Annotated in this window: 22 protein-coding genes, 1 tRNA gene and 1 riboswitch; of the genes, 8 read left to right on the top strand and 15 right to left on the bottom strand. The window is 44.6% G+C overall.

Going from position 1 to position 24,278, the window contains the following annotated elements; translation table 11 throughout:
• Window positions 1-19: 19 nt before the first annotated feature.
• The 3 genes from BW944_RS09010 to BW944_RS09000 form a co-directional block, all read right to left on the bottom strand.
• Window positions 20-1,003, bottom strand: coding sequence for an N-acetylmuramoyl-L-alanine amidase family protein (locus BW944_RS09010; protein ID WP_076558887.1), 984 nt, complete (start codon window positions 1,001-1,003; stop codon window positions 20-22).
• Between the two features lie 249 nt (window positions 1,004-1,252).
• Window positions 1,253-2,146 carry a 4-hydroxy-tetrahydrodipicolinate synthase gene (dapA, locus tag BW944_RS09005; protein WP_076558885.1) on the bottom strand — a complete coding sequence of 298 codons (894 nt, stop codon included), beginning with the start codon at window positions 2,144-2,146 and terminating at the stop codon, window positions 1,253-1,255.
• Window positions 2,147-2,261: 115 nt separating this feature from the next.
• Window positions 2,262-2,441: riboswitch (Lysine riboswitch) on the bottom strand.
• A gap of 386 nt (window positions 2,442-2,827) precedes the next feature.
• The gene (locus tag BW944_RS09000; RefSeq protein WP_076558883.1) at window positions 2,828-3,829 is read right to left on the bottom strand and encodes a helix-turn-helix transcriptional regulator; all 1,002 of its coding nucleotides are present in this window, start codon (window positions 3,827-3,829) and stop codon (window positions 2,828-2,830) included.
• Window positions 3,830-4,134: 305 nt separating this feature from the next.
• Here BW944_RS09000 and BW944_RS08995 point away from each other — a divergent pair, with 305 nt between their 5' ends.
• Complete coding sequence (locus BW944_RS08995; RefSeq protein WP_076558881.1) at window positions 4,135-5,589, top strand: MDR family MFS transporter; 1,455 nt, start codon at window positions 4,135-4,137, stop codon at window positions 5,587-5,589.
• Window positions 5,590-5,626: 37 nt separating this feature from the next.
• Here the strand turns inward: BW944_RS08995 and BW944_RS08990 are convergent, their stop codons facing one another.
• The 3 genes from BW944_RS08990 to BW944_RS08980 are packed head-to-tail and all read right to left on the bottom strand — an operon-like array spanning window position 5,627 to window position 7,317.
• Complete coding sequence (locus BW944_RS08990) at window positions 5,627-6,052, bottom strand: GNAT family N-acetyltransferase (RefSeq protein ID WP_076558879.1); 426 nt, start codon at window positions 6,050-6,052, stop codon at window positions 5,627-5,629.
• Window positions 6,053-6,056: 4 nt separating this feature from the next.
• Window positions 6,057-6,572 carry a YjcG family protein gene (locus BW944_RS08985; protein WP_076558876.1) on the bottom strand — a complete coding sequence of 172 codons (516 nt, stop codon included), beginning with the start codon at window positions 6,570-6,572 and terminating at the stop codon, window positions 6,057-6,059.
• Between the two features lie 16 nt (window positions 6,573-6,588).
• A complete protein-coding gene (locus tag BW944_RS08980) occupies window positions 6,589-7,317 on the bottom strand; it encodes an alpha/beta hydrolase (RefSeq protein WP_076558873.1) in 729 nt (242 codons plus the stop codon).
• Between the two features lie 175 nt (window positions 7,318-7,492).
• Here BW944_RS08980 and BW944_RS08975 point away from each other — a divergent pair.
• From BW944_RS08975 to qoxD, 7 genes are all read left to right on the top strand, one after another.
• Window positions 7,493-7,564: transfer RNA gene (locus BW944_RS08975), tRNA-Val, on the top strand.
• A 150-nt stretch (window positions 7,565-7,714) separates the two neighbouring features.
• Window positions 7,715-10,564, top strand: coding sequence for a CheR family methyltransferase (locus tag BW944_RS08970; RefSeq protein ID WP_076558871.1), 2,850 nt, complete (start codon window positions 7,715-7,717; stop codon window positions 10,562-10,564).
• A gap of 4 nt (window positions 10,565-10,568) precedes the next feature.
• On the top strand, window positions 10,569-12,098 hold the full coding sequence (locus tag BW944_RS08965; RefSeq protein WP_076558868.1) for an HD-GYP domain-containing protein: 1,530 nt from the start codon (window positions 10,569-10,571) through the stop codon (window positions 12,096-12,098).
• 448 nt (window positions 12,099-12,546) lie between these two features.
• Window positions 12,547-13,428 (top strand): cytochrome aa3 quinol oxidase subunit II, encoded by an 882-nt coding sequence (qoxA, locus tag BW944_RS08960; RefSeq protein ID WP_076558866.1) that lies wholly within the window; start codon window positions 12,547-12,549, stop codon window positions 13,426-13,428.
• 17 nt (window positions 13,429-13,445) lie between these two features.
• Window positions 13,446-15,395, top strand: a complete 1,950-nt coding sequence (qoxB, locus tag BW944_RS08955; RefSeq protein WP_076558864.1) for a cytochrome aa3 quinol oxidase subunit I — start codon at window positions 13,446-13,448, stop codon at window positions 15,393-15,395.
• On the top strand, window positions 15,392-15,988 hold the full coding sequence (locus tag BW944_RS08950; protein WP_076558861.1) for a cytochrome (ubi)quinol oxidase subunit III: 597 nt from the start codon (window positions 15,392-15,394) through the stop codon (window positions 15,986-15,988). Before qoxB ends, BW944_RS08950 begins: the two co-directional genes overlap by 4 nt.
• A 1-nt stretch (window position 15,989) precedes the next feature.
• Window positions 15,990-16,271: a cytochrome aa3 quinol oxidase subunit IV gene (gene qoxD, locus BW944_RS08945; RefSeq protein ID WP_076558858.1), complete on the top strand. Its 282-nt coding sequence runs from the start codon at window positions 15,990-15,992 to the stop codon at window positions 16,269-16,271.
• Between the two features lie 184 nt (window positions 16,272-16,455).
• On the opposite strand, the gene BW944_RS08940 is transcribed toward qoxD, so the two are convergent.
• The 9 genes from BW944_RS08940 to mgtE form a co-directional block, all read right to left on the bottom strand.
• A complete protein-coding gene (locus BW944_RS08940) occupies window positions 16,456-16,953 on the bottom strand; it encodes a GNAT family N-acetyltransferase (RefSeq protein WP_076558855.1) in 498 nt (165 codons plus the stop codon).
• A gap of 159 nt (window positions 16,954-17,112) precedes the next feature.
• The gene (locus BW944_RS08935; protein WP_084193688.1) at window positions 17,113-17,343 is read right to left on the bottom strand and encodes a hypothetical protein; all 231 of its coding nucleotides are present in this window, start codon (window positions 17,341-17,343) and stop codon (window positions 17,113-17,115) included.
• 320 nt (window positions 17,344-17,663) lie between these two features.
• Window positions 17,664-18,563, bottom strand: coding sequence for an MBL fold metallo-hydrolase (locus BW944_RS08930; protein ID WP_076558851.1), 900 nt, complete (start codon window positions 18,561-18,563; stop codon window positions 17,664-17,666).
• A gap of 27 nt (window positions 18,564-18,590) precedes the next feature.
• Window positions 18,591-18,896: a hypothetical protein gene (locus BW944_RS08925; protein ID WP_076558849.1), complete on the bottom strand. Its 306-nt coding sequence runs from the start codon at window positions 18,894-18,896 to the stop codon at window positions 18,591-18,593.
• A gap of 208 nt (window positions 18,897-19,104) precedes the next feature.
• Window positions 19,105-19,791, bottom strand: a complete 687-nt coding sequence (locus BW944_RS08920; RefSeq protein WP_084193698.1) for an RluA family pseudouridine synthase — start codon at window positions 19,789-19,791, stop codon at window positions 19,105-19,107.
• Window positions 19,792-19,825: 34 nt separating this feature from the next.
• A complete protein-coding gene (locus tag BW944_RS08915; protein WP_076558848.1) occupies window positions 19,826-21,280 on the bottom strand; it encodes a PH domain-containing protein in 1,455 nt (484 codons plus the stop codon).
• On the bottom strand, window positions 21,273-21,752 hold the full coding sequence (locus BW944_RS08910) for a PH domain-containing protein (RefSeq protein WP_076558847.1): 480 nt from the start codon (window positions 21,750-21,752) through the stop codon (window positions 21,273-21,275). Before BW944_RS08910 ends, BW944_RS08915 begins: the two co-directional genes overlap by 8 nt.
• 196 nt (window positions 21,753-21,948) lie before the next feature.
• Window positions 21,949-22,725: an enoyl-ACP reductase FabI gene (gene fabI / locus BW944_RS08905; RefSeq protein WP_076558846.1), complete on the bottom strand. Its 777-nt coding sequence runs from the start codon at window positions 22,723-22,725 to the stop codon at window positions 21,949-21,951.
• A gap of 74 nt (window positions 22,726-22,799) precedes the next feature.
• Window positions 22,800-24,164, bottom strand: coding sequence for a magnesium transporter (mgtE, locus tag BW944_RS08900; RefSeq protein ID WP_076558845.1), 1,365 nt, complete (start codon window positions 24,162-24,164; stop codon window positions 22,800-22,802).
• Window positions 24,165-24,278: the final 114 nt, after the last annotated feature.

The following is a 24,278-nucleotide window of genomic DNA, read 5'->3' as shown; positions in this document are numbered from 1 at the left end:
TTATGTAGGATTCTTGTTGTCAATCGGCTAAATAGTTCCTTACTCCTTCTGTCACAGCCTGAGCTACCTGTTCCCGGTGATCTCTTGTTTTTGCCCGGCTCAGTTCATAAGCATTCGAGACATAGCCAAGTTCCAGCAGAACCGCTGGAGAACTGTTTTCCCGAAGAACGTGGAAATCTCCATGCCTTGTCCCATCATCCTGGTAGGAAGTGCGGGCTACGAGTCGATCCTGGATAGCTCCTGCAAGCGATGGAGAACCATAGTAGAACGAGCTTATTCCTCTGGCGTTTTCGGATCGACTGGAATTGTAGTGTACACTTACGAATGCATCCGCATTGTATGTTGCCGCAAGTCCTGCTCTTCCAGGCAAAGAGACATAACGATTTGATGTTCTCGTCATGATAACTTCAGCCCCTGCGTAACGTAGCGCACTTGCCACAGTCTGAGCCGTTGCCAATGTCAGGTCCTTTTCAAGCGTCCCATCTCTGCCTATCGCTCCGGGTTCGTATCCCCCATGTCCGGCATCGACTACAATCGTAGCCTTCCCAATAGAAGAGACAGCCGGTGAAGAAGATGCTGAAGGTGTCGATGAAGCTGTTGCTCCGGAAGAATTCCCTTCACTCGTCAGAAAACCTGCGATCCATGCGGCGGAACCATCACCGAGCCGAACTTTCACCCAGCCGTTTTCTTTCGCCAGCTTCCGGTAACTATCACCGTCACTGGTCACACCGAGTATACGATTCTCTGTCCCCGGTCCACTCCGCAAGCGGACAGAATCAGCTTTTACAGTCACTGTTCCAGAAACATTCCCGGAAGATGAATGATCAGATCCGTTGGAGACAAGATAATAGCCGGCGACCCAGCCATTTTGTCCATTATAATCAACGTTTGCCCAACCGTATTTCTCTTCCTGGACCGTAACCGTCTGACCTCCAGGAATCGCTCCGAGCACAGCAGCTCCATCAGCAGGTGCTTCCCGCATCAGTAGCGATGTCGCATCCACTTCTTTCTCTACCTGCTCGTTAGCGGACGCTGTACCTGCAACGGTGAAAATAAATAAAAATGCAAATAATAGTGCAGCTACCTGTTTACCGATCGATCTCCCTCCTTATCTCCAGGGTAGGCCCTGGTACAGCTATTGTACCATTTTTCTGTAAAACGAACATCAAGCTTATGGACTAAGTTGGTACCTGGTATTAGGTGTTGCCATACAAAAAACCTCCCTGAGCTCAGGGAGGTTAAGACTTATGACTTACATACTTGCCACTTTTTTCTGTTGATAAATGGCGACCATGTTATAGAGAGAAGTCCGTTCCGACTCATCAAGCGGAATCATCGGTAGACGGACACTTCCGCAATGTACACCTATATAATTCAGTGCTTCTTTTACCGGAGTAGGGCTCGGTTGAGCAAACATACGGTTCATCATCGGAACGATATATCCGTGAAGATTGGCAGCTGTGGTGACGTCACCTCGTTTGTAACTAGCCACCATGTCTTTCATTTCGTCCCCGATAACATGCGATGATACAGAAACCACTCCTGCTGCGCCGATCGAGAGCATCGGCAACGTAAGACTGTCTTCCCCAGTGTAGACAGAGAAGTCCTGCGGAGTCTGTGTAATGATATGAGTCGCTGCATCAAAATCACCGCTTGCTTCTTTGACAGATACAATATTGTCGATTTCCGATAATCTTATGATGGTAGACGGCTCGATATTCACAACGCTTCGGCCGGGTATATTATACAGCATGACAGGAAGGGAGGTCGCTTCTGCGATTTTTGAAAAATGAAGATACAATCCCTCCTGTGAAGGTTTGCTGTAGTATGGAGCCACGAGCATAATACCATCTACACCGACACTTTCTATTCTTTTTGTCAATTCCACGGAAGCTTTTGTGTTGTTCGAACCGGTTCCTGCAATGACAGGGACCCGGCCGTCTACCACTTCCACTACGAAGCGGGAAAGCTCGACTTTCTCTTCCGCAGTCAAGGTCGGGGACTCCCCGGTCGTGCCTGCTATTACAAGGCCATCCGATCCATGAGTGATCAAATGTTCCACGAGATTTCTCGTCCGGTTATAATCGATGTCCTCCTGATCGTCAAACGGTGTCACCATCGCCGTAAGTACTTGTCCAAAGTTCATTTTGCTACACACCCTTTTTACAGATTTTTAAATTTGAGGTGTGGAGGACCAAAACAAAAGGCAACAACGAGCCCCGAGAGCCGCTGTTGCCGTAGAAACATGTATGATCGTTTCTCCGTAAGATAGCCCTCCATATAGTTACCTATATGACAGTTCTGTATCTTTTAAATACCAGAACCAGTGATCAGAATTATGAGGTTTCTGCCACTTCGGCAATTTCCCCTTTCAATGCATTTCGAGGAAGCTCATACTTCTCTATGCACCTACTAATGGTTATTGCACCTCTACCCCTACTTCAAACATTAGTTGAAATAAGATAAAGTATTGAATTACCTCTAACATACCAAACGATAAGAATAAATACAATCTTTTCCGAAAAATTTTCAAAAGAAAAAATGGGACCTTCTTTATGCAGAGCACGGCATGACCTTTTTATATCACCAGTCTCCCCACCCGCTGAAATCAACGGAACCTCTCCATGTCGCGCTTTTTTTAAATATCATGTTATGAATTCAGGTAAGTGCAAATCTCCCACTCCGAGAAGTGAAGCTGTATGGTCCATGTAAAGGGTATATGTATTATCAGGTTTGCCCCTATGCCAAACTAAAGTACAGTCTTTTTTCCGAGGAGGGAGGCCAGGGAGTTGAACTAAAACGTTCACAAGAACCACTCTCCTCTATATTAAGAGCGGTTCTCCAATTCTTCGTATAAACTTTTCATCCTGATAATTTCTTCTTCGACTTCCTGTTTGAGAGCACGTGGAGATACGACACGCGCTTTATGCCCCCATTGAAGAACCCATGTCACCAGCCCGGTGCTCATTTTCCCTTCTGTCGAAAGGAGAAAGTGTTCATCATCGATTTTTTTAACCGATGCTTCAAGGCCGAATCTATCGAGTACGACATTCAACAGCGACTGATGGAACTCGATTTCCACCCGGATATTTTCCCCGGAAAACATGTGAAAGCTCTGATTTACATACTCCTGGACATTAAAGTCCCCTTTTTCAAACGTTTGCTCGGAGATCCGTATATCCCGGATACGGTCGAGACGGTAATGACGCATCTCTTTCGTTTTCTTAAACCATCCTATCAGGTAGTAGAAATCATTCTGCCAAATGAGAGCATACGGTTCCACTTCATATTCGTCCCCATTCCTATGATACTCGAACGTTTTATCCATGTTATATTTCCCGTACTTGAAATAAATGACCCGTTCATCGGAAATGGCACGGTGTACGTGATCGATGTTGATTTTGATCTGATCATAATCGTTGGCAGTCATCTGTGAGAAGATAAGCGGGTCAGGGAGAGTTCTGGCGATATGAACACTGGTCATTTTCCCTAATTTCTTAATGAGGGACTTCTTTTCTTCTTCGTTGATGAAACGCGCGGAAAGAATAGCATCGTTCAATAGTCGAAGCTGATACGTTTCAAAAAGTCGATCCTGAAAACTATAGTACACTTTACCGAACTTACCACGGTTTTTCATAATTTCGTAGCCGAGGTCCTCTAATACGTTCATGTCGTTCTTCAAGGTTCTGGCATCGAATTCTTTTTCTACATTGAAATACTTCCGTAACTTCCGGCTCAGTTCAGCGATACTCAGTTCATTGTTTTCGTCCGTTTCTTCAAACAGAATGCGTTGTAATATTAACAGTCTGGTGTTGTTATTCAACTCCAATTGCTCACCCCCACGGCCCGTAAAATATAACTAATTGATATATCTTAAATTCATAGTAAATTTTCAGTACTTTTATGTCTATAATTTCCGAGCAAAAAAATCACCCTATGCTTCAGGAAAGCATTTTTTTGTATATCTACCGGGATATATTCATTGCCCGAGCTTCAGAATAGAGAAAACAAACACCCCTTCTTTATTCCTAGGTCGGGATTTCCCGTTTTCTCAGGATTTGCAAATTCATTGTCACTTTTGAGCGACAAGCGTATAATGTTTCACTAGTCTAAGAACGGCAAAGGGGAATACATATGGCAGAACAAAACTATAGCAAAGTCTTGGTTGCGGCGTTGCTGATTTCAGGTTCTTTTATTACGATTCTGAATCAGACGCTTATGATTACGGCCATCCCTCCTATAATGGAAGAGATGAATGTATCAGCCAACTCCGCCCAATGGCTGACAACCGTATTCATGCTCGTAAACGGGATCATGATTCCGATCACCGCTTTTTTAATAGAAAAATTTACGACGAGACAGTTGTTCATGGCTGCGATGGGTACGTTCCTGGTGGGAACGGTACTCGGCGGTGTGGCCTTCAACTTCCAGAGCCTGATTGCAGCACGCGTCATCCAGTCGGCTGGGGCCGGTATAATGCTACCGCTTATGCAGACGGTCTTCCTGCTTATCTTCCCGGTTGAAAAACGCGGAGCAGCGATGGGATATATCGGCCTCGTCATTTCCTTTGCGCCTGCCATCGGACCTAGCCTGTCCGGTTGGGTTACGGAAGAATTTACGTGGAGATACCTTTTCTGGTTCATCTTCCCACTCGTCATTATTATGATGACCGTAGCTTACTTCATTTTAAGGAACGTAACGGAATTGAAGGACCCTAAATTGGATATTCCTTCTGTTCTTCTTTCGACATTCGGGTTCGGAGGCTTACTCTATGGGTTCACAAGCGCCGGAAACAACGGCTGGGGCAGCCCGGTGACACTCATCGCTCTCACGCTCGGAGCGCTGATTCTTTATGCATTTATCAAAAGACAGCTCAGCATGGCTCACCCGATGCTTGAATTCCGTGTCTTCAAACTCAAAACATTTTCGCTTACAACGATTATAGCTGCCTTCACTTTTATGGGCCTGATCGGGTCTGAGACCCTGATTCCGTTATTCATGCAAAATATGCGTGATTTCACCGCTTTTGAATCCGGGCTCGTTCTCCTGCCGGGGGCTCTGATTTCAGGGTTGATGTCTCCAATCACCGGTAGGATCTTCGACCGCATCGGAGGACGTATTCTCGGGGTGGTGGGTCTTACCATCATGACCATAGGAACTATTCTGCTCGGCGTGTTGGATACAGATACAACCATTACTTACCTTATGATTGTATATGCCATCCGTATGTTCGGTTTTTCCATGGTGATGATGCCAGTGACTACCTCCGGCCTGAATGAATTGCCGAACAAGCTGATCCCTCACGGGGCTGCTGTGAGCAATACGATGAGACAAATCGCCGCTTCTGTCGGTACCGCTATTCTTGTAACCCTGATGACTACAGCCAGGGAAACGACAGAATCGATCGCATCCATCGATCGTCCAGATATTTTCGGCGTTAACTTCGCATTTTTCGTGATAGCGGCTCTTTCCGCCGTATCAACGATTATGGCCCTTTTCATTAAGCGGACGAGTCCTCCGAGTGATGAACAATGGGATGAATGGGAAAGAGAAGCCCAGGAAAGAAAAGTGGAAAAAGATAAACGATAAAGCAGCGAACGGATAATCCCGTTCGCTGCTTTATCGTTTATCTGAAATTTTTCTCCATCGTGACATGCGGGATATTGGCATCCATAAATTCCCCGGAAATCGTTTCGTAGCCAAGGCTTTGATAAAACCCTTCCGCTCTTGTCTGAGCATTCAACTTCGATTGATCGCGCCCTTCTTTTTGAACATGCTCTTCCATTTCAAGAATGATCTGTTTTCCAAAAGAGGACCCTCTATACTCTTCCAGCACACATATACGTTCGAGTTTCCCGTAATCATCCATAACTCGGAGACGGGCAGCCGCTACAGGTTTGTCTTCTTCATAACCGACAAAATGGACAGCTACTTCATCAAGTCCATCATGTTCTTCTTCTTCGGTGACCCCTTGCTCCTCCATAAAAACTTTCCGGCGTACTGAATAAGCATCCTGTTTTTCCTGATCCGTTTTTACAATACGTACTTCCAAGCTATTATTCCCCTTTCAATCGGAACGTTTCATACACGCTCCAAGAATCATTATCAAGCTGATACAGAAGTTGGAAACGGTCTATCCGGTCGGAAAGATCGAACTTCGACATCCTGAGACTTTCATAAACATCGGAGAATTCGTCATCCGAAAGATTTTGAGCAATTGTGATATGTGGTACGAAGGCATGCTCTCTTTCACCCTCGAGAGCACCCTTATGCATCTCATCACTCAGGTTCTGCAGATCATTATTAGGTTCGACTTTCAAGTATATGACGTTTTCTACAGGTTTGAATGACCCTACTTTTTTCACTGCGATGTCAATAGGCTTTGTATTTTTCGCAATTTCATCCAACGCAGGTATGATTGTTTTTTCAATCTCTTCATCGTTCGATTCGAATGGATATTTCAGCGTAATATGCGGTGGTACCAAAGCATAGTGCGTGTCATATCGTTTTCTGTAGGAATTCGCTTCATCCTGGACTTTTTTCGATGGAAAAATTGCTACTCCGTATTTCATCTTAGGTCCCTCCTATTTATTTTCCTATTATTGTAACAAGTCCCCGTTTGAAATCTTTTTGCCAGGAGCCCCATGTATGGACGCCACCTTCGATTTCATGGAACGTGTAATCAAACGGTTTTCTCTCCAGATAAGTGTTCAATTCACGGTTAGGGGTAAGAAAATCCTTACTCACCCCTTCTGTAGTTATCACTTCTGTCTCCTGATCGCCGATCGTATGATAAATGGAAAGCGGCGTGAAATCACTTGCTTTCTCCGCTTCTTCCAGCACTGTGCTGTTAACGAACGGACTCTGCATAATGACGTTTGAAAACGTATATGGGTACCGGCAAGCTATCATGAAAGCGAGAGAGCCTGCCAAGGAATCCCCGATCAACGTACGGCAACTGGACATACAGTGACTCGGGTACTTCTCATCAAGAAAAGTTACGACTTCATTCACGATAAAATCTATATAGTTCTGTTGACGCACACCTTCGGGATGATATTTATCCTGCCGGTCGAATTTGTCATCATAATGGATGCCGACGAAAATCGTAGGGGAAATCTGCCCGTTCTCATGGAGTTCATCACTCAATGTTGCAGCCCGACCCATCTGAAAATAGTCGTCTCCATCCTGCATGATACAGAACTGATATTTATACAGCTCAGAAAAATTCTCCGGCAAATATATTTTCAGTTTCATATCTTCTTTAAGATACTCACTGGAAATGGTATGTTCTTCGAATGTTCCTTTTCTTTTCACATCAACACCCCTGGTTCATTGAATTAACTGATAAATGTTTCCCTGATTTGATGAATTCCAAACATTCCGTTTCTATTTTATCATACATACATAAGGAAAGTTATCTATAAAAACATTTGACATAAACGGAGTGCTCATAGTATATTATTAGATGTCTCAAATACAAATTACATACGGGCCGTTAGTTCAGCGGGAGAACGCTTGGTCGACAACCAAGAGGTCGCTGGTTCGATCCCAGCACGGCCCACTTAAAGAAAAGTTCTTTTCCTCACTTTGAGGGAAAGGACTTTTTTTGATGCCACTTCCGCTTTTCGCTCGATACTTTTTTGTATCATTTACACATATCTCATGTAAAATTTAAGAATACCCACTTTTACAGAAAACCAGAGGTGAAATTATGGCGCAGAAAGAAGAACGGTATTTTGTGGGCATTGGTGCTTCCGCTGGAGGGCTTGAATCCCTTGAACGTTTCTTCAAAACGATGCCGAATGATACAGGACTCACATTCATCATCATCCAACATCTTTCTCCCGATTTCGAAAGCCATATGGATGAACTTTTAAGACGCTATACAGGTATGGATATATATGTTGCGGAAGATGGAATGGCCACAGAGCCGAATGCTGTATATCTCATTCCACCGCGAAAGAATTTATCAATCTATCACGGAACGCTTTACCTGAAGGAGCAGACCGGGCAGAAACATCTGAAATTGCCGATTGATATTTTCTTCAGATCCCTGGCGAAAGACCAGGGCAAACATGCGATAGGTGTCATACTATCTGGAACCGGCAGCGACGGTACCCTCGGGGTTCGCGCTATCAAAGAAGAAGGTGGAATGGTGATCGTAGAAGACAAAGCGACAGCCAAGTTCGATGGTATGCCGCGAAGCGCCATCTCTACTGGGCTTGCTGATTATACTCTCCCTCCTGATGATATGTCTGAAGAAATGGTTACTTTCATTAAACATCCGGTCAACCCGGATATACAATCTTTCAAAGAAACCCCTGATAATGATATGCTTTCACGCATCAATATGATCATGCGCACCCATTCAAAAATAGACTTCGATAACTATAAGGAATCTACGGTAATGCGTAGAATCAACCGACGTTTAAAAATCAGCCACCTTGTTAAATTGGAAGAGTATATCGATTTTCTGGAAGAATCGGAAAAAGAAAGGAATATTCTTCAAAAAGAACTGTTTATAGGTGTGACCGGTTTTTTCCGTGACCCGGAAGCTTTCGAAAGCCTGGAAGAAAACGTACTGCCGAATCTGGACTTCACTAAAAATTCGTTACGTATATGGTCGGCAGGATGTTCCACCGGGGAAGAGGTTTATTCTCTTGCTATCCTTATCAAAGAGTACATGGAAAAAAAAGGGTTGGATACCGATGTGAAAATATTCGCAACCGACGTGGATGATACTGCCCTTGATATAGCCGGGAACGGCTCTTATCCACAGAGTCTCGTATCGGATGTAAGCCCCGACTTGATAGCTAAATATTTCGTCAAGGGCGAAGAGGGATACCAAGTATCAAATTCTCTCAGACAAATGGTCGTTTTCGCTAAACATAATTTGATCAAAGATCCTCCATTCTCCAGACTCGATCTTCTCGTCTGCCGTAATCTTTTCATATACCTGAAAAGTGAAACTCAACAGCATATACTGAACAAATTCTATTATTCTATCCTGAAAAATGGTTATTTGTTCCTCGGTACCAGTGAAACGTTAGGGGAGATGACGAATGCTTTCTCTTCCATCGATAGTAAATGGAAGATATTCGCGCCAAACGAAGACTTTCAGCCGTCTCTTCCCTCCGGTATCTCTTTTTACGACAAACAGAACCCGGAAATCGAAAAGACGAACCAGGTCGCTGCTGCCTCCTCGGAAAATGTGAACCTCGAAAATGTGCTGCGACAGGCGGTTTCGAGTATTTCTTCCCCGTCGCTCATTCTCGACAGTAATGATCAACTTGTTCACGTAATCAACGATATGTCCGAATATCTTCAGCCCCAGCCAGGAAAATTCTCGAACAATTTCAATACCAATATGTCCCGGGAACTCACACTCTTTGTGAATAATATGTTGCGTCGCTTGAAGACAGAACGCCAACATGTCAGGCTGAACAACATCATGAACGGGAGCAGAGAAGACACCTCTCTCTCCTTAAGCGGTTACCCTATTGAAATAAAGGATCAGGTTTTCTATTTCATCAGTTTTATCGAGACAACTCAATCCGAAGAAGATAATGAGAGCGATGATGATATGCCCGATGAAATGAAAGAACGGGTCCGCTACCTGGAATCTGAACTTCAACTGGCTCGTGAAGGCCTGCAGGCAACTGTGGAAGAGCTTGAAACCTCGAACGAAGAACTGCAATCTTCGAACGAACAACTCACCGCTTCAAACGAAGAATTGCAGAGTACAAACGAAGAATTACAATCTGTAAACGAAGAACTATACACGGTAAATAATGAATACCAGGAAAAAATAGAACAGCTTACAAAGGCTAACAACGATTTGAATAACCTTCTCAACAATACGGAGATGGGGGCCTTATATCTCGATGAAAACCTTTCTATCCGTCGTATCACCGCGGTCATGAAGGAAGTCTCTAATCTCCGTGAAGAGGATATAGGAAGACCGATCACTCATATATCTGTAATGCCGGGGTATCCCAGAATCGTGGACGATATCCATCAGGTTCTTGATTCTCTCGATAAAAAAGAAACAGAAATCGAAGACAAAAATGGGCATCACTGGTTCGTGCGGATCCGTCCCTATCGCACAGAATATAATTCCGTAAATGGCGTAATCATAACGCTCATGGAAATTACAAGTCTGAAAGAGGAACGCTCGAAAGTTGTCGAAACCCATGAAAAATTTGAACAGGTGCTAGAAATCAGTAATATGGGCTGGTGGGAATACAACGGTCGTACCGATCACTTCAATTTATCCTCCTCCTTTTTACAAAATTGCGGGTACGATAAAGATATGTTTCCGACCAGTCTGAAAGAAGTCAGTGATTATTTTCAGACAAATGATATAAAGAAAGCTTTTGAAAAGATGCTTACAGGGTATAAGGATACTATCGACTTATTCGCTTCCTACAGATGTATGGATGGCAGCTTTATACCAGTCCATTTCCTGGGAAGAATCCTGGAAAAAGATAATGATGAAGACCCGCTTCGCATCGGAGGAACTATCATAGACATTTCCCATTACACACAGCAAGGAGAATAGACTTATGGAACGAATGGAAGAAGTAATTGAACAAATATTACAGGGGCATAATGTAGAGGATTACAAAAATGACACGAAAGAGGAAATCCTATCTACTCTTTCCGTCTATCATGAAGAACTTCAATACCAGAACGAAGAATTGAAACGAACGAACCATCAGCTCACTCTTATGAAAGAAAAATACGAGTCACTTTTCTATGATGCACCGATCCCCTACCTGATAGTTGATGACGCCTTCCTGATCACGGCTCATAACAATAAGGCTTCCGAACTGTTCGAAACTAAGGACTTGAAGGGAACGAAACTGTTTCAATGGATTAATGAGGAAAGTCAGGACGCTTTCTATTTTCATACGAAACAGCTGGAACATCATCAAAACCCTCAGCCAGCCGATGTCACTCTCTTAATCGATAGTCAGGAGAAACACGTCCATGTAGAGAGCAACTATATCGATAAAGGTCAATATCGCATCGCGTGTATCGATCAGACAGATTCTGTCAATCATCAAAAACACGTCGAATATCTTTCTATTCATGATCAGATGACTAATTTATTCAATCGTCGACACTTTGAACAGAAAGTAAAGGAGTTCGATTCTACCACGCACTTTCCTTTAGGATTCATCATGGCAGACATTAACGGACTCAAACTCATCAACGATGCCTTCGGCCATGATAAAGGAGACGAAGGCATTCGAAAGGTATCTGAAGAAATGCTTTATCATGCACGGCCTTCCGATCTCATCGCCCGTCTCGGCGGAGATGAATTTGCTATACTTCTACCGAATACCACGGAAAAAGAATTGAAGGAGATTCGGTCCCGCTTGGAGAAATCCTGCATCATCAAAGACGATAACAACCTCCATATCACCACTTCCTTCGGTTCTTCAGTGAAGAAGATGGCCTTTCAATCGACAGAAGAAGTACTGCAACTTGCAGAGAACCGTATGTATCGCAACAAACTGTTTCAAAAAAATAGCCACCGTACCAGCTATATCAACAGTATGATGGCAAGTCTTTTTGAAAAAGTCCCACGTGAAGAGGCGCACTCGAAAAGGGTCAGTCAGCTCTCCGAACGCCTGGGGCAAGCTTTGCAACTTGATGACACCCGGCTGTTGAATTTGAAAACAGCGGGCATGCTTCACGATATCGGCAAAATAACTATCGACCACTCTATTCTCAATAAAGAAGGACCTCTCTCCGGAGAAGAATATGAAGAGGTCCAGCGTCATTCAGAAATCGGGCACCGTATCCTGAACTCCTCCGAAGAGTTCGCCGACCTTTCCATGATCGTGCTCTCTCACCACGAACATTTTGATGGCTACGGCTATCCTCTCGGTCTTTCAGGAGAGGATATCAAGCTTGAGGCGCGTATCATCCATATTTGTGACGCATATGACGCCATGGTAAGCGAACGTCCTTACCAGGACCCTCTATCGAGAGAAGAAGCAATCCAGGAACTGAAAGATAACTCGGGCACCCAATTCGATCCTCAACTTGTCGAATTGTTTATAAACGAAGTTCTTAAACCATGAAGGTTTCCAACCTTCATGGTTTTTTTCGGAAACGGTATATTATTCTGGACGAAAATTCTGTAAAATCATAACTAGTGAAATTTAAATTAAAGGCTTAGTTATCGTTCCTAGTTGATTTTTCATCTCTACAGGTGGAAGCTTGCCGCGGGCATGACTTAAAATTACCGGAATCTCCCTACGTTCAATTCCGGTAATTTTAAGTCATGCTTTCCCGCAGGCGTCTCCCCCTTCGTTCTAAAATCAACAACAGCTTTAAGAGAGCCTTATTAAAAATCTAAACAGCCTCGACCCCCCCTCTCATTCACAACTTTGTCACACCTCTGTGACAAAGTTTTCACTGTTCATGAACAATTTGTGAACTGTTTACATATTCATTGCGAATGGATGTGGTCAACCCCTATGATGGGAATACGCGCTTACAGTACTGATATCAGAAAGGAGTCTGGTCATGAAAAAACAATGGCTGTTTTCCGGTTTGCTAATGTCATTTCTTCTTTTCCTTGGCGGATGCGAACCGTTGGCTGTCTTCGATCCTAAGGGTCCACAGGCAGCATTGTTGAAAGATGTCATAATGATTTCTATTTGGACGATGCTCGGCGTTGTCGTTGTCGTATTCGCCATGCTTATATACATGCTCGTAAAGTATCGCTCTTCGAAAACACCTGCTGACTACAAGCCACCCATCATCGAAGGAAACAAATGGGTAGAGGGTCTTTGTGTAGGAATTCCAGTTTTGATCATCGTTTTTCTTTCCATCGTATCTGTGCAGAGTACGTACGAAGCGGAAAGCGTACCTGAAGGATACAAAGATCAGGAGCCGATGGTCATCTATGCCTCCTCTTCAAATTGGAAGTGGCATTTCAGTTATCCAGAGCAGGATATAGAAACGTTGAACTACTTGTACCTTCCTAAAGACCGGCCAATCGAGTTCCGCCTGTATTCTTTTGATGCTATCTCAAGTTTCTGGATCCCTCAACTCGGAGGACAGAAGTATGCAATGACAGGAATGCTTACGAAACTTAACGTCGCCGCTTCGGAGGAAGGAGAAATATGGGGTCGTAACTCGAATTTCAGCGGAGAAGGTTTCGCGGAACAGACGTTCAATGTCAACGTGGTGTCCCAACAAGAATTCGATGAATGGGTGACGGAAGTCCATAATACGGCTGAACCTCTCGATGAGGAAACCTTCAACGAATTATTGGAACCTGGTCATCTCGGCCAGAAGACATTTACCGGGACTCACCTTTCCTTCAACCCTGCTCCCGAGGAACATACAGAGCACCAAGGGGAAGAACATGAAGACATGAATGAAGAAGAAATGGATCATTAAAGAGAGGAGTCTTACGGATGGAATTTTTTGAACAATTCGCCGTTCCGAATCCTACCCCCACCATTTATCTGTCCATGGTCGCAATCGGCCTGACACTTATTGCAGTATTGGCAGGTATCTCCTATTTCAAGAAATGGGGCTACTTATGGCGGGAATGGCTGACGACGGTTGACCATAAACGGATAGGAATCATGTATTTGATTTCTGCCCTATTGATGCTTTTCCGCGGAGGAGTGGACGCCCTGATGATGAGGGCTCAGACCTCCAGAGCGGGAAACGAACTGCTCAGCTCTGCTGAATATAATGAGATATTCACGACACACGGAGTCGTCATGATATTCTTCATGGCGATGGCCTTCATTACAGCTCTCATGAACTTTGTCGTACCACTTCAGATCGGGGCACGTGACGTGGCTTATCCACGACTGAACGCTCTGAGTTTCTGGCTATACTTTATGGGAGCAATGCTTTTCAACCTTTCCTTCGTAATCGGAGGATCACCAAGTTCCGGCTGGACTTCCTACTTCCCGCTTGCCGGGAATGAACTCAGTCCTCACATCGGAACGAACTATTACATGATCGCCCTTCAAATTGCAGGACTGGGGACGCTGATTACCGGAATCAACTTCATCGTTACGATTTTCAAAATGAGAGCTCCAGGCATGAAGCTTATGAAAATGCCGTTGTTTACATGGACAGCTCTGATTACGAACCTGCTGATCACATTCGCCTTCCCTGTGCTGACGGTAGCCCTTGCGATGGGGACAATGGACCGTCTTTTCGGCACCCATTTCTTTACGATGGATAACGGAGGAATGGCGATGCTCTGGGCAAACTTCTTCTGGGTATGGGGACACCCGGAAGTGTATATTCTCGTCTTGCCGGCATTCGGCATCTACAGTGAAGTGATATCCACATTCTCCGGTCGTAACTTATACGGATACACTTCCATGGTCGTCTCGATTGTCGTCATTTCGACACTCGCTTTCCTTGTATGGGTCCATCACTTCTTTACGATGGGGCAAGGGGCGTTTGTAAACAGTATATTCTCGATTACTACTATGGCCATTGCCATACCTACAGGGGTCAAGATATTCAACTGGCTCTTTACGATGTGGCGAGGAAAAATCCGCCTGACAGTACCTATGCTATACTCTGTAGGGTTCATCCCGATTTTCACTATCGGTGGTGTAACCGGAGTCATGCTTGGTATTGCTAGTGCCGACTATCAGTACCACAATACGATGTTCCTTGTGGCTCACTTCCACCTCGTCATCATCCCAGGAGTCGTCTTTGCGATGCTTGCCGGTATGACTTACTGGTGGCCGAAGATGTTCGGTTTTATGCTGAATGAAAAAATCGGAAAATGGGCCTTCTGGAATATCGCTATCGGTACCTGTCTCGCATTCTTCCCGATGTTCATCGCAGGACTGGATGGCCAGGCACGCCGTATGTATACGTACTCGGAAGAAGCCGGGTTCGGTATTTGGAACCTTCTTTCCTTCTTCGGAGGATTAGGCCTCGCCATGGGTTTCATCCTTATTGTGTTCAACGTATATTACAGTGCACGTTACGCCACACGCGATATCGGAGACGATCCATGGGATGCGCGTACCCTTGAATGGGCGACACGCACACCGGTACCTGAGTATAACTTCGCAGTACAGCCGGTCGTAGATTCCCGTGAACCTTACTGGGACGCCAAGCATGAAGGGAAAACACTGTTCAAGGATAAAATCAGTGATATTCACATGCCGAACAATAGCGGGATGCCGTTCATCATGTGTGTGTTCTTCTTCATCTTTGGGTTCGGTCTTGTATTCAGCCTTTGGAGCCTTGTTATCGTTTCTTCTGTAGGTATAGCTGTGTGTCTGTTCCTCCGTTCATTCGAACAGGATGACGGACGTCATATACACGCTGAAGACGTACAGGAAACAGAGAGAAAGATGGGAGGTGACGACCGATGAATATCGATCATTCGAAACCGCTCGAGTACAGCACGGAAACCAATGACATGAATATAGTCGGGTTCTGGGTATTCATCGGCGCAGAAATCGCTTTGTTCGCTACCCTCTTCGGTGCTTATTTCATCCTTGAAGGTCGTACAGGTGGTGGGCCGTCCGCCGGTCATCTGTTCGTCATTTCCACACTGATGATTCAAACTTTCGTGCTTTTGACGAGCAGTTTCACCATCGGCCTGGCGGTGAACGCGATGAGACTGGGACGTAAAGGGGCCACTATAGGACTCTTCCTTATCACCCTTATATTAGGTCTTGGATTCGTAGGGGTCGAGATTTATGAGTTTTATGAATATGTCCACGAAGGGCTGAACTTACAGACTAGCGCCTTTTCTGCAGCACTATTCACGCTTCTCGGCACTCACGGCGCGCACGTTTCCTTCGGACTGTTCTGGGGGGTTGCGATCATCATTCAGCTTGTGAAGCGCGGCTTCACCCCGGCAACTGCGAATAAGACGTTTATCTTTTCCCTTTACTGGCACTTCCTGGACGTAGTCTGGATTTTCATATTCAGCTTCGTCTATCTGAAAGGAATGATGTGATATGAGAGAATTATTTCCAGCGAAACAGGTCATTGGATTCGCCACCTCTCTCGTTCTGACAGTCATTGCCCTTCTGGTATACTTCATTGATATGAGTTTCCAGGTCGGGATGATCATTCTGCTGATAACTGCTTTTACACAGGCAGGACTGCAACTTGTCGTGTTCATGCACGCCGGTGAGTCCAGTGATTCCGATTCCATCTATTTGAACACTTTCTATGGAGTTTTCATCGCACTGGCCATCGTATTCGGCTCCCTACTTGCAATGGTATGGGGCTACTGAAGACAAAGAGACGACTGCATGATATATATAAAAGCTACCTGAAGAATAATTTTTCCAGGGTATAATTTTCAGAGTAGCTTATATAAAGGAAACCCGGTCACCGTTCGCTTTGAATGGTAACCGGGTTTTTTGATTATGTAAATGTGAATGTGAATGTGAAAGACAGTCAAGTAAGTGTATACACTTACTTCAACAACTTATACATGTAATATTCATTCCGGTACTCCCCATCGATTTTCAGTGAGTTCACCTTTTCTCCTTCTATCTTGAACCCCATCTGTTTGTACAGATGAAGAGCAGCACGATTATTTTTCAGAACAGTCAGTTCAAGACGCGACACACCCCGTTCCCTTGCCCATTTGAACCCCTGTCGAAGAAGATCTTTCCCAACTCCATGTCCTCTCCATTCCTCTTTTACCCCAAGAGCCAGATAAGCGGAGTGTCTAATCCTTTCCAGCTCATTTCCTTTCAACATAATGAACCCTGTGATTTCTCCCTCGTTTTCCCCTATGATCAAAGCCGTGGAACTGTCTTCAGTAATTTTTTTAATCAGCTGTCTTTGTTCATTTTCACTCATCACACGTTCTCCAGGGGCATACAACATAAACCCGGATTCATCAAGCTCTTTATTGAACTTTAAAAATTGTTTGGCATCATCAATATCAAGGGCTCTATACTCCATTAGCCCTCCCCCCTTCTTTATACGGGCGCATTTCATATACTCAGCTCCACCCTGGTTCCTTCGTAATTTCTATTCTCAGGGCAAGCCGGTTCCGTTTTGTAATGAATTCCTATTAACAAAACCCTAATCCACTTAGGAATTAGGGTTTAAGCATTCATTTTAATGATTGAGTCGTTTATCGTCCTTTTTGAATTTCAATGTCAATTCCTCGGAAAGAACCAAGAATAATCCCATCATGAAAATGAACACCGATCCCATTACAAGACCGACACCTACCATTGTTAGTGTACGATCTCCTACGCCTAATACACTTACAAGGAAAGTTAAAATCCCCAAAATAAGTAGCGTAGCACCCGTATATTGCACTATATTCAACGTTTTCTTATCCATTTCCATCACCTCTTACTACTATTATTACCCCTGTTCACAAATTTGTCAAACATTTTTGGTGGCGCTTTCATAAATATTTCCCGGGAAATTTAGTCACTATCGACTTCTTCTGTCATCTTTTATACATGATTCCCCGGAGATACGTTGGAAGTTTACCGAAAAGTACCGATGATTCAAGTTGCCCTCCCTCTGCTTCAGTACTCAGCACCTTATCTCTGTAATGCCGGTGCGTACCAAATCAAAAATCCTCCTGATCCGGGACTAGTCTAAATCGGAATCAGAAGGATGTGTACTGGATATTTTAAATTTGAACGTTCTTTTTAGTCTGTTGATAAAGCAAAAGTAAGTTTGTAGTCTTTCAGAAAACTTCTCACGATGCCTTCTCTTATCAATCCGTTGACATAAGCCGTTACAGCAGTTCTGTACAGGAGCCAGGCAGGGATTTTTGTAACTTCCACTTCATATGCAGTACACATGGCTGAAACGAGTTCTTCATGTGACACTTCCCCATTCTCCTGGATAAAAGATTTGACCCAAGTAAGCAGCTTCTCATGATACTCGATATTCTTCTCCACTGTAGAACTGTAGTCTTCCTCATATGTCCCGTGACCCGGAATTGCACCCTTTGCGTCAACATTCAACAGCTTACGGAGCGTGTCGATTTGAATCGAAGCATCAGTAATATAGGGGATTCTATGTTTATGAAGATATTCGGTTCCGAAATACGCATCGGCAGCGAAAAGAACCCCGTCAATCGTAAGGGTGGCCTGACGATAGCTATGCCCGGGCAGAATGGTTACTTCAGCTTCGATGTCTCCGATATGTACAGTCCCTTCCTCCACGACTATGTCGATGGTAACCGGAGGTCCCTCTAAAAACTTGTTACGCACATCAGGGAAAGGATCATTCCCTCCAAACAGGTAGAGGGGCTCGAGTACAGGATTCTCTATAATTGCAGATTCGAGTGCAGGCGCCCACGTTTCCACTTCGTATTTTTCACGGACAAAAGCCGCTCCTCCATAATGATCCGCATGCGCATGCGAAATAAATAGATGGGTGAGCGGCATACCGTTATCTTCTATATACCTGATCACTTTCTTCACTGCAGAACGATCAATGCCCGCGTCAATCAACAATCCGGTAGTACCCTTATGAACGTAACCGATATTCACGGCACCATCGAAATAATAAATACCCTCAGCAATGTTTTTAAAACTCACTATTTCTCTCCCCTTTCAGCTTCTCTATTATATAGATTCGCTGAAAAAGGCACCTTTTCCTGTTACATCAGAATATACTTTTTCCTGAACGTGCGACGGCACCGATTTACTCTGTTTGTTCACTTTATGGACAGTAGATGGTGTATACATCAAATCAGTAAGCTGCTGGTACTCCAGGCGATCTTCTTCCCTCATCTGCCTGCGTTCTTTCACTTTTTGATCCAGCATAACCTTCCATACGTTTTCAAGGCCTGTCGGAGAATGTTCACGCTGAACAACACGATTTTGATAATCCTGGTATTGATAATTATTTATCGGCAGAATATAGCCCATCGTTTTCTCCCCCCTTCTCTTACTTACATACCCCCTTTCTTCTGTATTTACTCATGTGAACAGTAAATATTCTTCAAGGAGAAGTTATGAAAGAATATAAAAATCCAGAGGTGTGATGAGATGCTTCGCTGATGGAAGTCAAAATGACAACAATAACTCTGACTACCCGTGAAGGAGCAGCTCACCTCAGGCTACGGGCCATCATTTCTTATTCAGATATATACGCAGGCCAAATATTCCAGGGATAGGTGTCCGGTGGGTAAGACGTGAAGGTCATATCTTCTTTTTTGACAGGATGAGTCAATACAAGCCTATGTGACCAGAGAGCGATCTGCTGACCAGGATGATTAACATTCTGGCCGTATTTCTGATCTCCATAAATCGGAGTACCGAGATGCGCCAGCTGGACGCGTATCTGGTGCGGCCTGCCTGTGTGTAGATCGATCTCAAGAAGACTCATTCCCGCCTCCTCTTCTTTCACTTCATACTCAAGTTCCGCTTCTTTTCCGTGCTTGTTATCTTTTCCTACTACGTATACTTCATTCTTCCTTCGATCTTTGACGAGATAATTTTCGAGTTTTGCTCTCGGGGCATCCATTTCCCCGCGGATAATCGTCAAATAGTATTTTTCCATAGCGTTTCTCCGAATCTGATCAGAAAGACGGGAGGCGGCTTTCGACGTTTTCGCAAAAACCATCACACCTCCGACGGGGCGATCCAGACGATGCACAAGACCGAGATAAACATTCCCCGGTTTCTCGTAACGGATCTTAATATCCCTCTTCAGAATCGTCAATAAATCATCGTCTCCACTTTCATCTTCCTGCACCGGAACATTCACCGGTTTTTCCACCACAAGCAGATGGTTATCTTCAAATAATATCGGGATATCGATAGTATCCCCTCCTTTTCCAAACACTTGAATAGTCTTAGTCAGCGTCACCCACGTGAATGCGGGAGACACTTGAAAAGCGGGAAGAGGCTTCTGTAATATCAGACTCTTCTAAAGCAGGAACAATAAAGTGCCTACCCGCCGTATTGTTAAGTACAGCTACATCGATAGTTGCCAGTTGTTGCTTTCTATAGAGCCAGTTGTCTTTCTTCTCAAAAGCCTGAAGCCTCTTTTTCTTCAAAGTTACCGTTTCCCTGCTCACTTTCCGAAAACGGAGGTTCAGATACGTATCATCGTAGGAAATACCTGAAGTCTGCCAACAAAACACTCCCCATCCTGTAAACAACACTATTGCTGCGACAGGGACGAGGACCCAGGCAGGTGCAAAAATAGAAACAGCCACGATTGCCACCACTGAAACCAGAAGACCTTGCCATACATAGTAAGGAATACTCTTGAAAGGAGGTCTTTTCAGCTCGGGTTCTTCTCTATAATATTCTGGAAGGTACTTATCCAGAAAGGCAGGAACCTGGTTTTTTCGGAGTATAGGAATCAGATACACCGTACTTTCTTCCATACGCCCTCCACTGACACCTCCAGCGACTTCCACATAGATGTAGCAGAGACCGAATATCTGTCGGATCAGATTCTCCTTCACAATGACCGCCTGGACGCGGTTGACCGGAATCGTACGCTGACGCTTTTCAATAAGTCCATAAGTCATGTACAGCTCTGTATCATACCTTGTAATCGTGAAGTTCGCATACTTGATGATTGTCCAAACGATACCAGCTCCCCATACGACGAAAACAGATCCGATTATAAGAGAGATGAGCAATTGCAGAGCGAGGGAAAGCACCCATACCGTCACTTCCTGATAAATTTCTTCCGGGATGATCTGGTTCGCCTGTGAAAATAGGAGCCAAAGCAGACCGATAATCAAGATTGCATTGTCAGACGTTGCTCCTGTAAGAGCGAGTCTTGGATAAGAAACGACTTTCGAAGGATATACTTTCTCCTTCTCCGAATCCGACTCTGATTCAGTTTCTGTTTCTTTCCCTTTTCGCTTCAGCTCGTTCTGGACGCTTTCCCCCTCTGAAAATGTCACTGCTGACAGCGAAGCATCTACGTTTTCATCACTCCCGGCCGTTTCGATCTGTACTTTCGTCAACCCGAAAATACGGTGGATAAGCGCTTGGGTCAAATCTATGGACTGGATTCTGTTTTTCGATATACGACGTTCCTGGCGAATGAATACACCCTGCTTGATCCGTAATTCCTCTTCTGTGACGAGGTAAGAGAATCTGAGCCATTTCATGGAAGAGTACACGAGCAGAAGCAGAAAGAATACACCGATACCTAAAAATATATACCATGTCATGCCTCTGCTGAAGGAAACTACAATCACCGGCAGAATACCGAGAGCCATATCCTTCATCGTACGTAAAAGCTGGAAAAAGATTGCTGCCGGATGAAGTCGTTTTTCATACATCGTCTTCATCCACCCTTGCAAGCTGCGAAATTCTGTCACGTAAAGCAGAGGCTTCACTGTCAGAGAGCGCAGGGATTTCATGAGTCGTTGCTGCTGTTGATACGGTTACCGTGGCGAGAGAGAACCTTTTCAAAATTGGTCCCTGCTTGGTATCTACGTGCTGGACACGGAGCATGGGGATGATCGTTCTTCGTCTTATAAGGATGCCGCGCTGGATATATATTTCCTGCTCGAATACTTCATACCTCCAACGACGCCAACGAAGTACCGGTATCAGATACACAGAAAGCAACAGATCGATCAAAAACAATACTACCGCTAAAGCTATGACCCATCCAGGCCAAGACCAGTATATGTAGGAGGCTATGGACCCGGCGATAAGAATCAATGGAATAAAAAGGAAAATAATGGCGGTCCATCGCCATGCAGAGATGGCTGATCTTTCGATGTGATGTGCGGGAGACTGACGCATATGCTCCCTCCTTCCTGGTTCAATTATAACGAATGCCACTTGTAATTGCGAAAACTTATATGGGAGAGGAGTTTTCTTCACGCAAAACGTCCGCTTATCTGATTCAGTCTCCTGATCTTTATGTAACACGTCTTCTCCTCTATCCCCAGAGGACAAAAAAACGGCACCTTATTCGAAAAGGTACCGTTTCTCCTGTTTAATAACCGATAATGTTGAAACCGGAATCGACGTGGATGATTTCTCCGGTCACCCCACGGGAAAGATCGCTCATGAGATAATAAGCGGTATCTCCTACTTCTTCCTGTGTCACCGCACGACGAAGCGGTGCACGCTCCTCTATTTCAGTCAGAATCGAGTTGAAATCTCCAACACCTTTGGCACTGAGTGTGCGGATAGGTCCTGCTGAGATAGCATTAACGCGGATATTATCTTTTCCGAGGTTGCTCGCCAGGTAACGCATATTCGCATCAAGGCTCGCTTTTGCTACACCCATCACATTATAGTTCTGCACGACTTTCTCTCCACCGAGATATGTCATCGTCAGAATGCTTCCGCCTTCAGTCATCAACGGTTTTGCCGCACGCGCTACCGCTGTCAGTGAATAGGAGCTGATATTCTGCGCTGTAAGGAACCCATCGCGACTTGTATTCAGGAATTCACCTTTCAGTTCTTCACGGTTGGCGAAAGCAATGCAGTGAGCAAGACCATGAATAGTTCCTACATCTTTTCCGATAGACTCGAACGTCTGGATGATCGATTCATCATCCGTCACATCACACTCATAGAAAAGAGGTTCCTGTCCCTCGAGTGTTTCTGCAAGTTCACGCACGGAATTCCCGAAACGTTCACCGACATACGTAAACACGAGTCTAGCTCCCGCTTCATGCAAAGCGCGGGCAATTCCCCATGCAATGCTTCGTTTATTCGCTACGCCCATAATGACGTATGTACGACCTTCTAATGATAAATTCATCAAAACCCTCCTAGAGGTTAATATTTGTTATTAGTACCTGCTCTCATTTTATTATACCTTTCCTGAAAAAACAATTACACGAGAAAATTCATAAAGGCGGATGCCATACCGAAATATATCAAAATGGAAATCAGATCGTTGATTGTCGTGATGAACGGACCAGACGCAACAGCCGGGTCAATGTTCATACGATCCATGAGGAGCGGGACGAATGAACCAGCGATAGTAGCTACGATCAAAGCTGACATAATCGAAATTCCCACGAGAGCTCCGAGGAAGAAATTCCCCTGCCAAACGTAGACAACGAGAGTAATGATCACACCGCACACCACTCCGGTGATCAAGCCTGTAGAAGCTTCTCTCAGCAACATCCTGCCTTTTCCCTGTTTTCTGATCTCTCCCGTAGCGATTCCCCGGACAGCTACTGCCAGTGCCTGAGTCCCTGTGTTACCAGCCATACCGGCAATGAGCGGAATGAAAATAGCGAGAATCGCCACCTGATTCAGCTGATCTTCGAATTGATTGATAAGGCTGGCTGTCAGACTGCCGAGAAACAGCAGTGCAATCAGCCAAGGTAACCGTTTTTTCGCAGAGATGAAGGCATTATCATTCGGTCCGTCCACATCTGATATCGCCGCGAGTTTGGAATAGTCATCACTCGCTTCTTCATCCATGACGTCCATAATATCATCGACAGTAATGATACCGAGAAGATGATTCTGAAAATCTACGACAGGTAGAGCAAGGAAATCATAATCTCGCATCATTTGCGCGATTTCTTCCTGGTCTTTAGCGACAGAAACGCTTACCACTCTGTCACTCATCGCTTCTTCAATCGTCCATTCAGGTTCTGAAATGATCAGGTCCCTGAGAGAAATGACACCTGCAAGTTTCTTTTCTTCATCAACGACATAGGTGTAGTAAATCGTTTCTGCATCTGGTGCTTCTACACGAAGGTGTTCCATCGCTTCCTTCACCTTCATCGATGCTCTTAACGAGACGTATTCCGTCGTCATAATCGAACCGGCAGTCTTTTCTTCATAATGCAAAAGATCTTTTATTTCCTGGGCGTCCTCTTTGCCCATAATAGTAAGAAAACTGGCAACTTTGTCTTTATCCAGACGATTCATAATATCGACGGCATCATCAGAGGACATTTCGGAAAATACATCAGAGGCAAACCGTGGGTCCATTTCGGAAAAATACGGTTCAACATCTACATCATCCACGTGTTCCATAACATCCGCTATCTCTTCAGGAGAGACGTACATGTAAACCTCTTTACGGAGAGGCTCATCCAATTCCTCGAAGATTTTTGCCTGATCATACGGATGTAGTTCGAGGAACTCTGCCCGGAACTGATCGATTTTCCCCTCTTTCAGGGATTCCTCCACTTCGTTCCAAACTTGTTCGCGTTCCTGTTCATCCAAATGTTCCATGTGAACTCGCCTCCCTCTGTTATAATAATAAAAGTGAAAGCTTCCTGCCTAGAAGCGATAGCATAAGCACAACGGACCGGCTTCGGGTGTTCTTCCCCGAAAAGGGACGGAGTG

The organism is Salimicrobium flavidum, assembly GCF_900156645.1.
GTDB lineage: Bacteria > Bacillota > Bacilli > Bacillales > Halobacillaceae > Salimicrobium > Salimicrobium flavidum.
The sequence above is the reverse complement of the archived record's forward strand: the minus strand, read 5'-3'. Positions and strand labels throughout refer to the sequence as shown.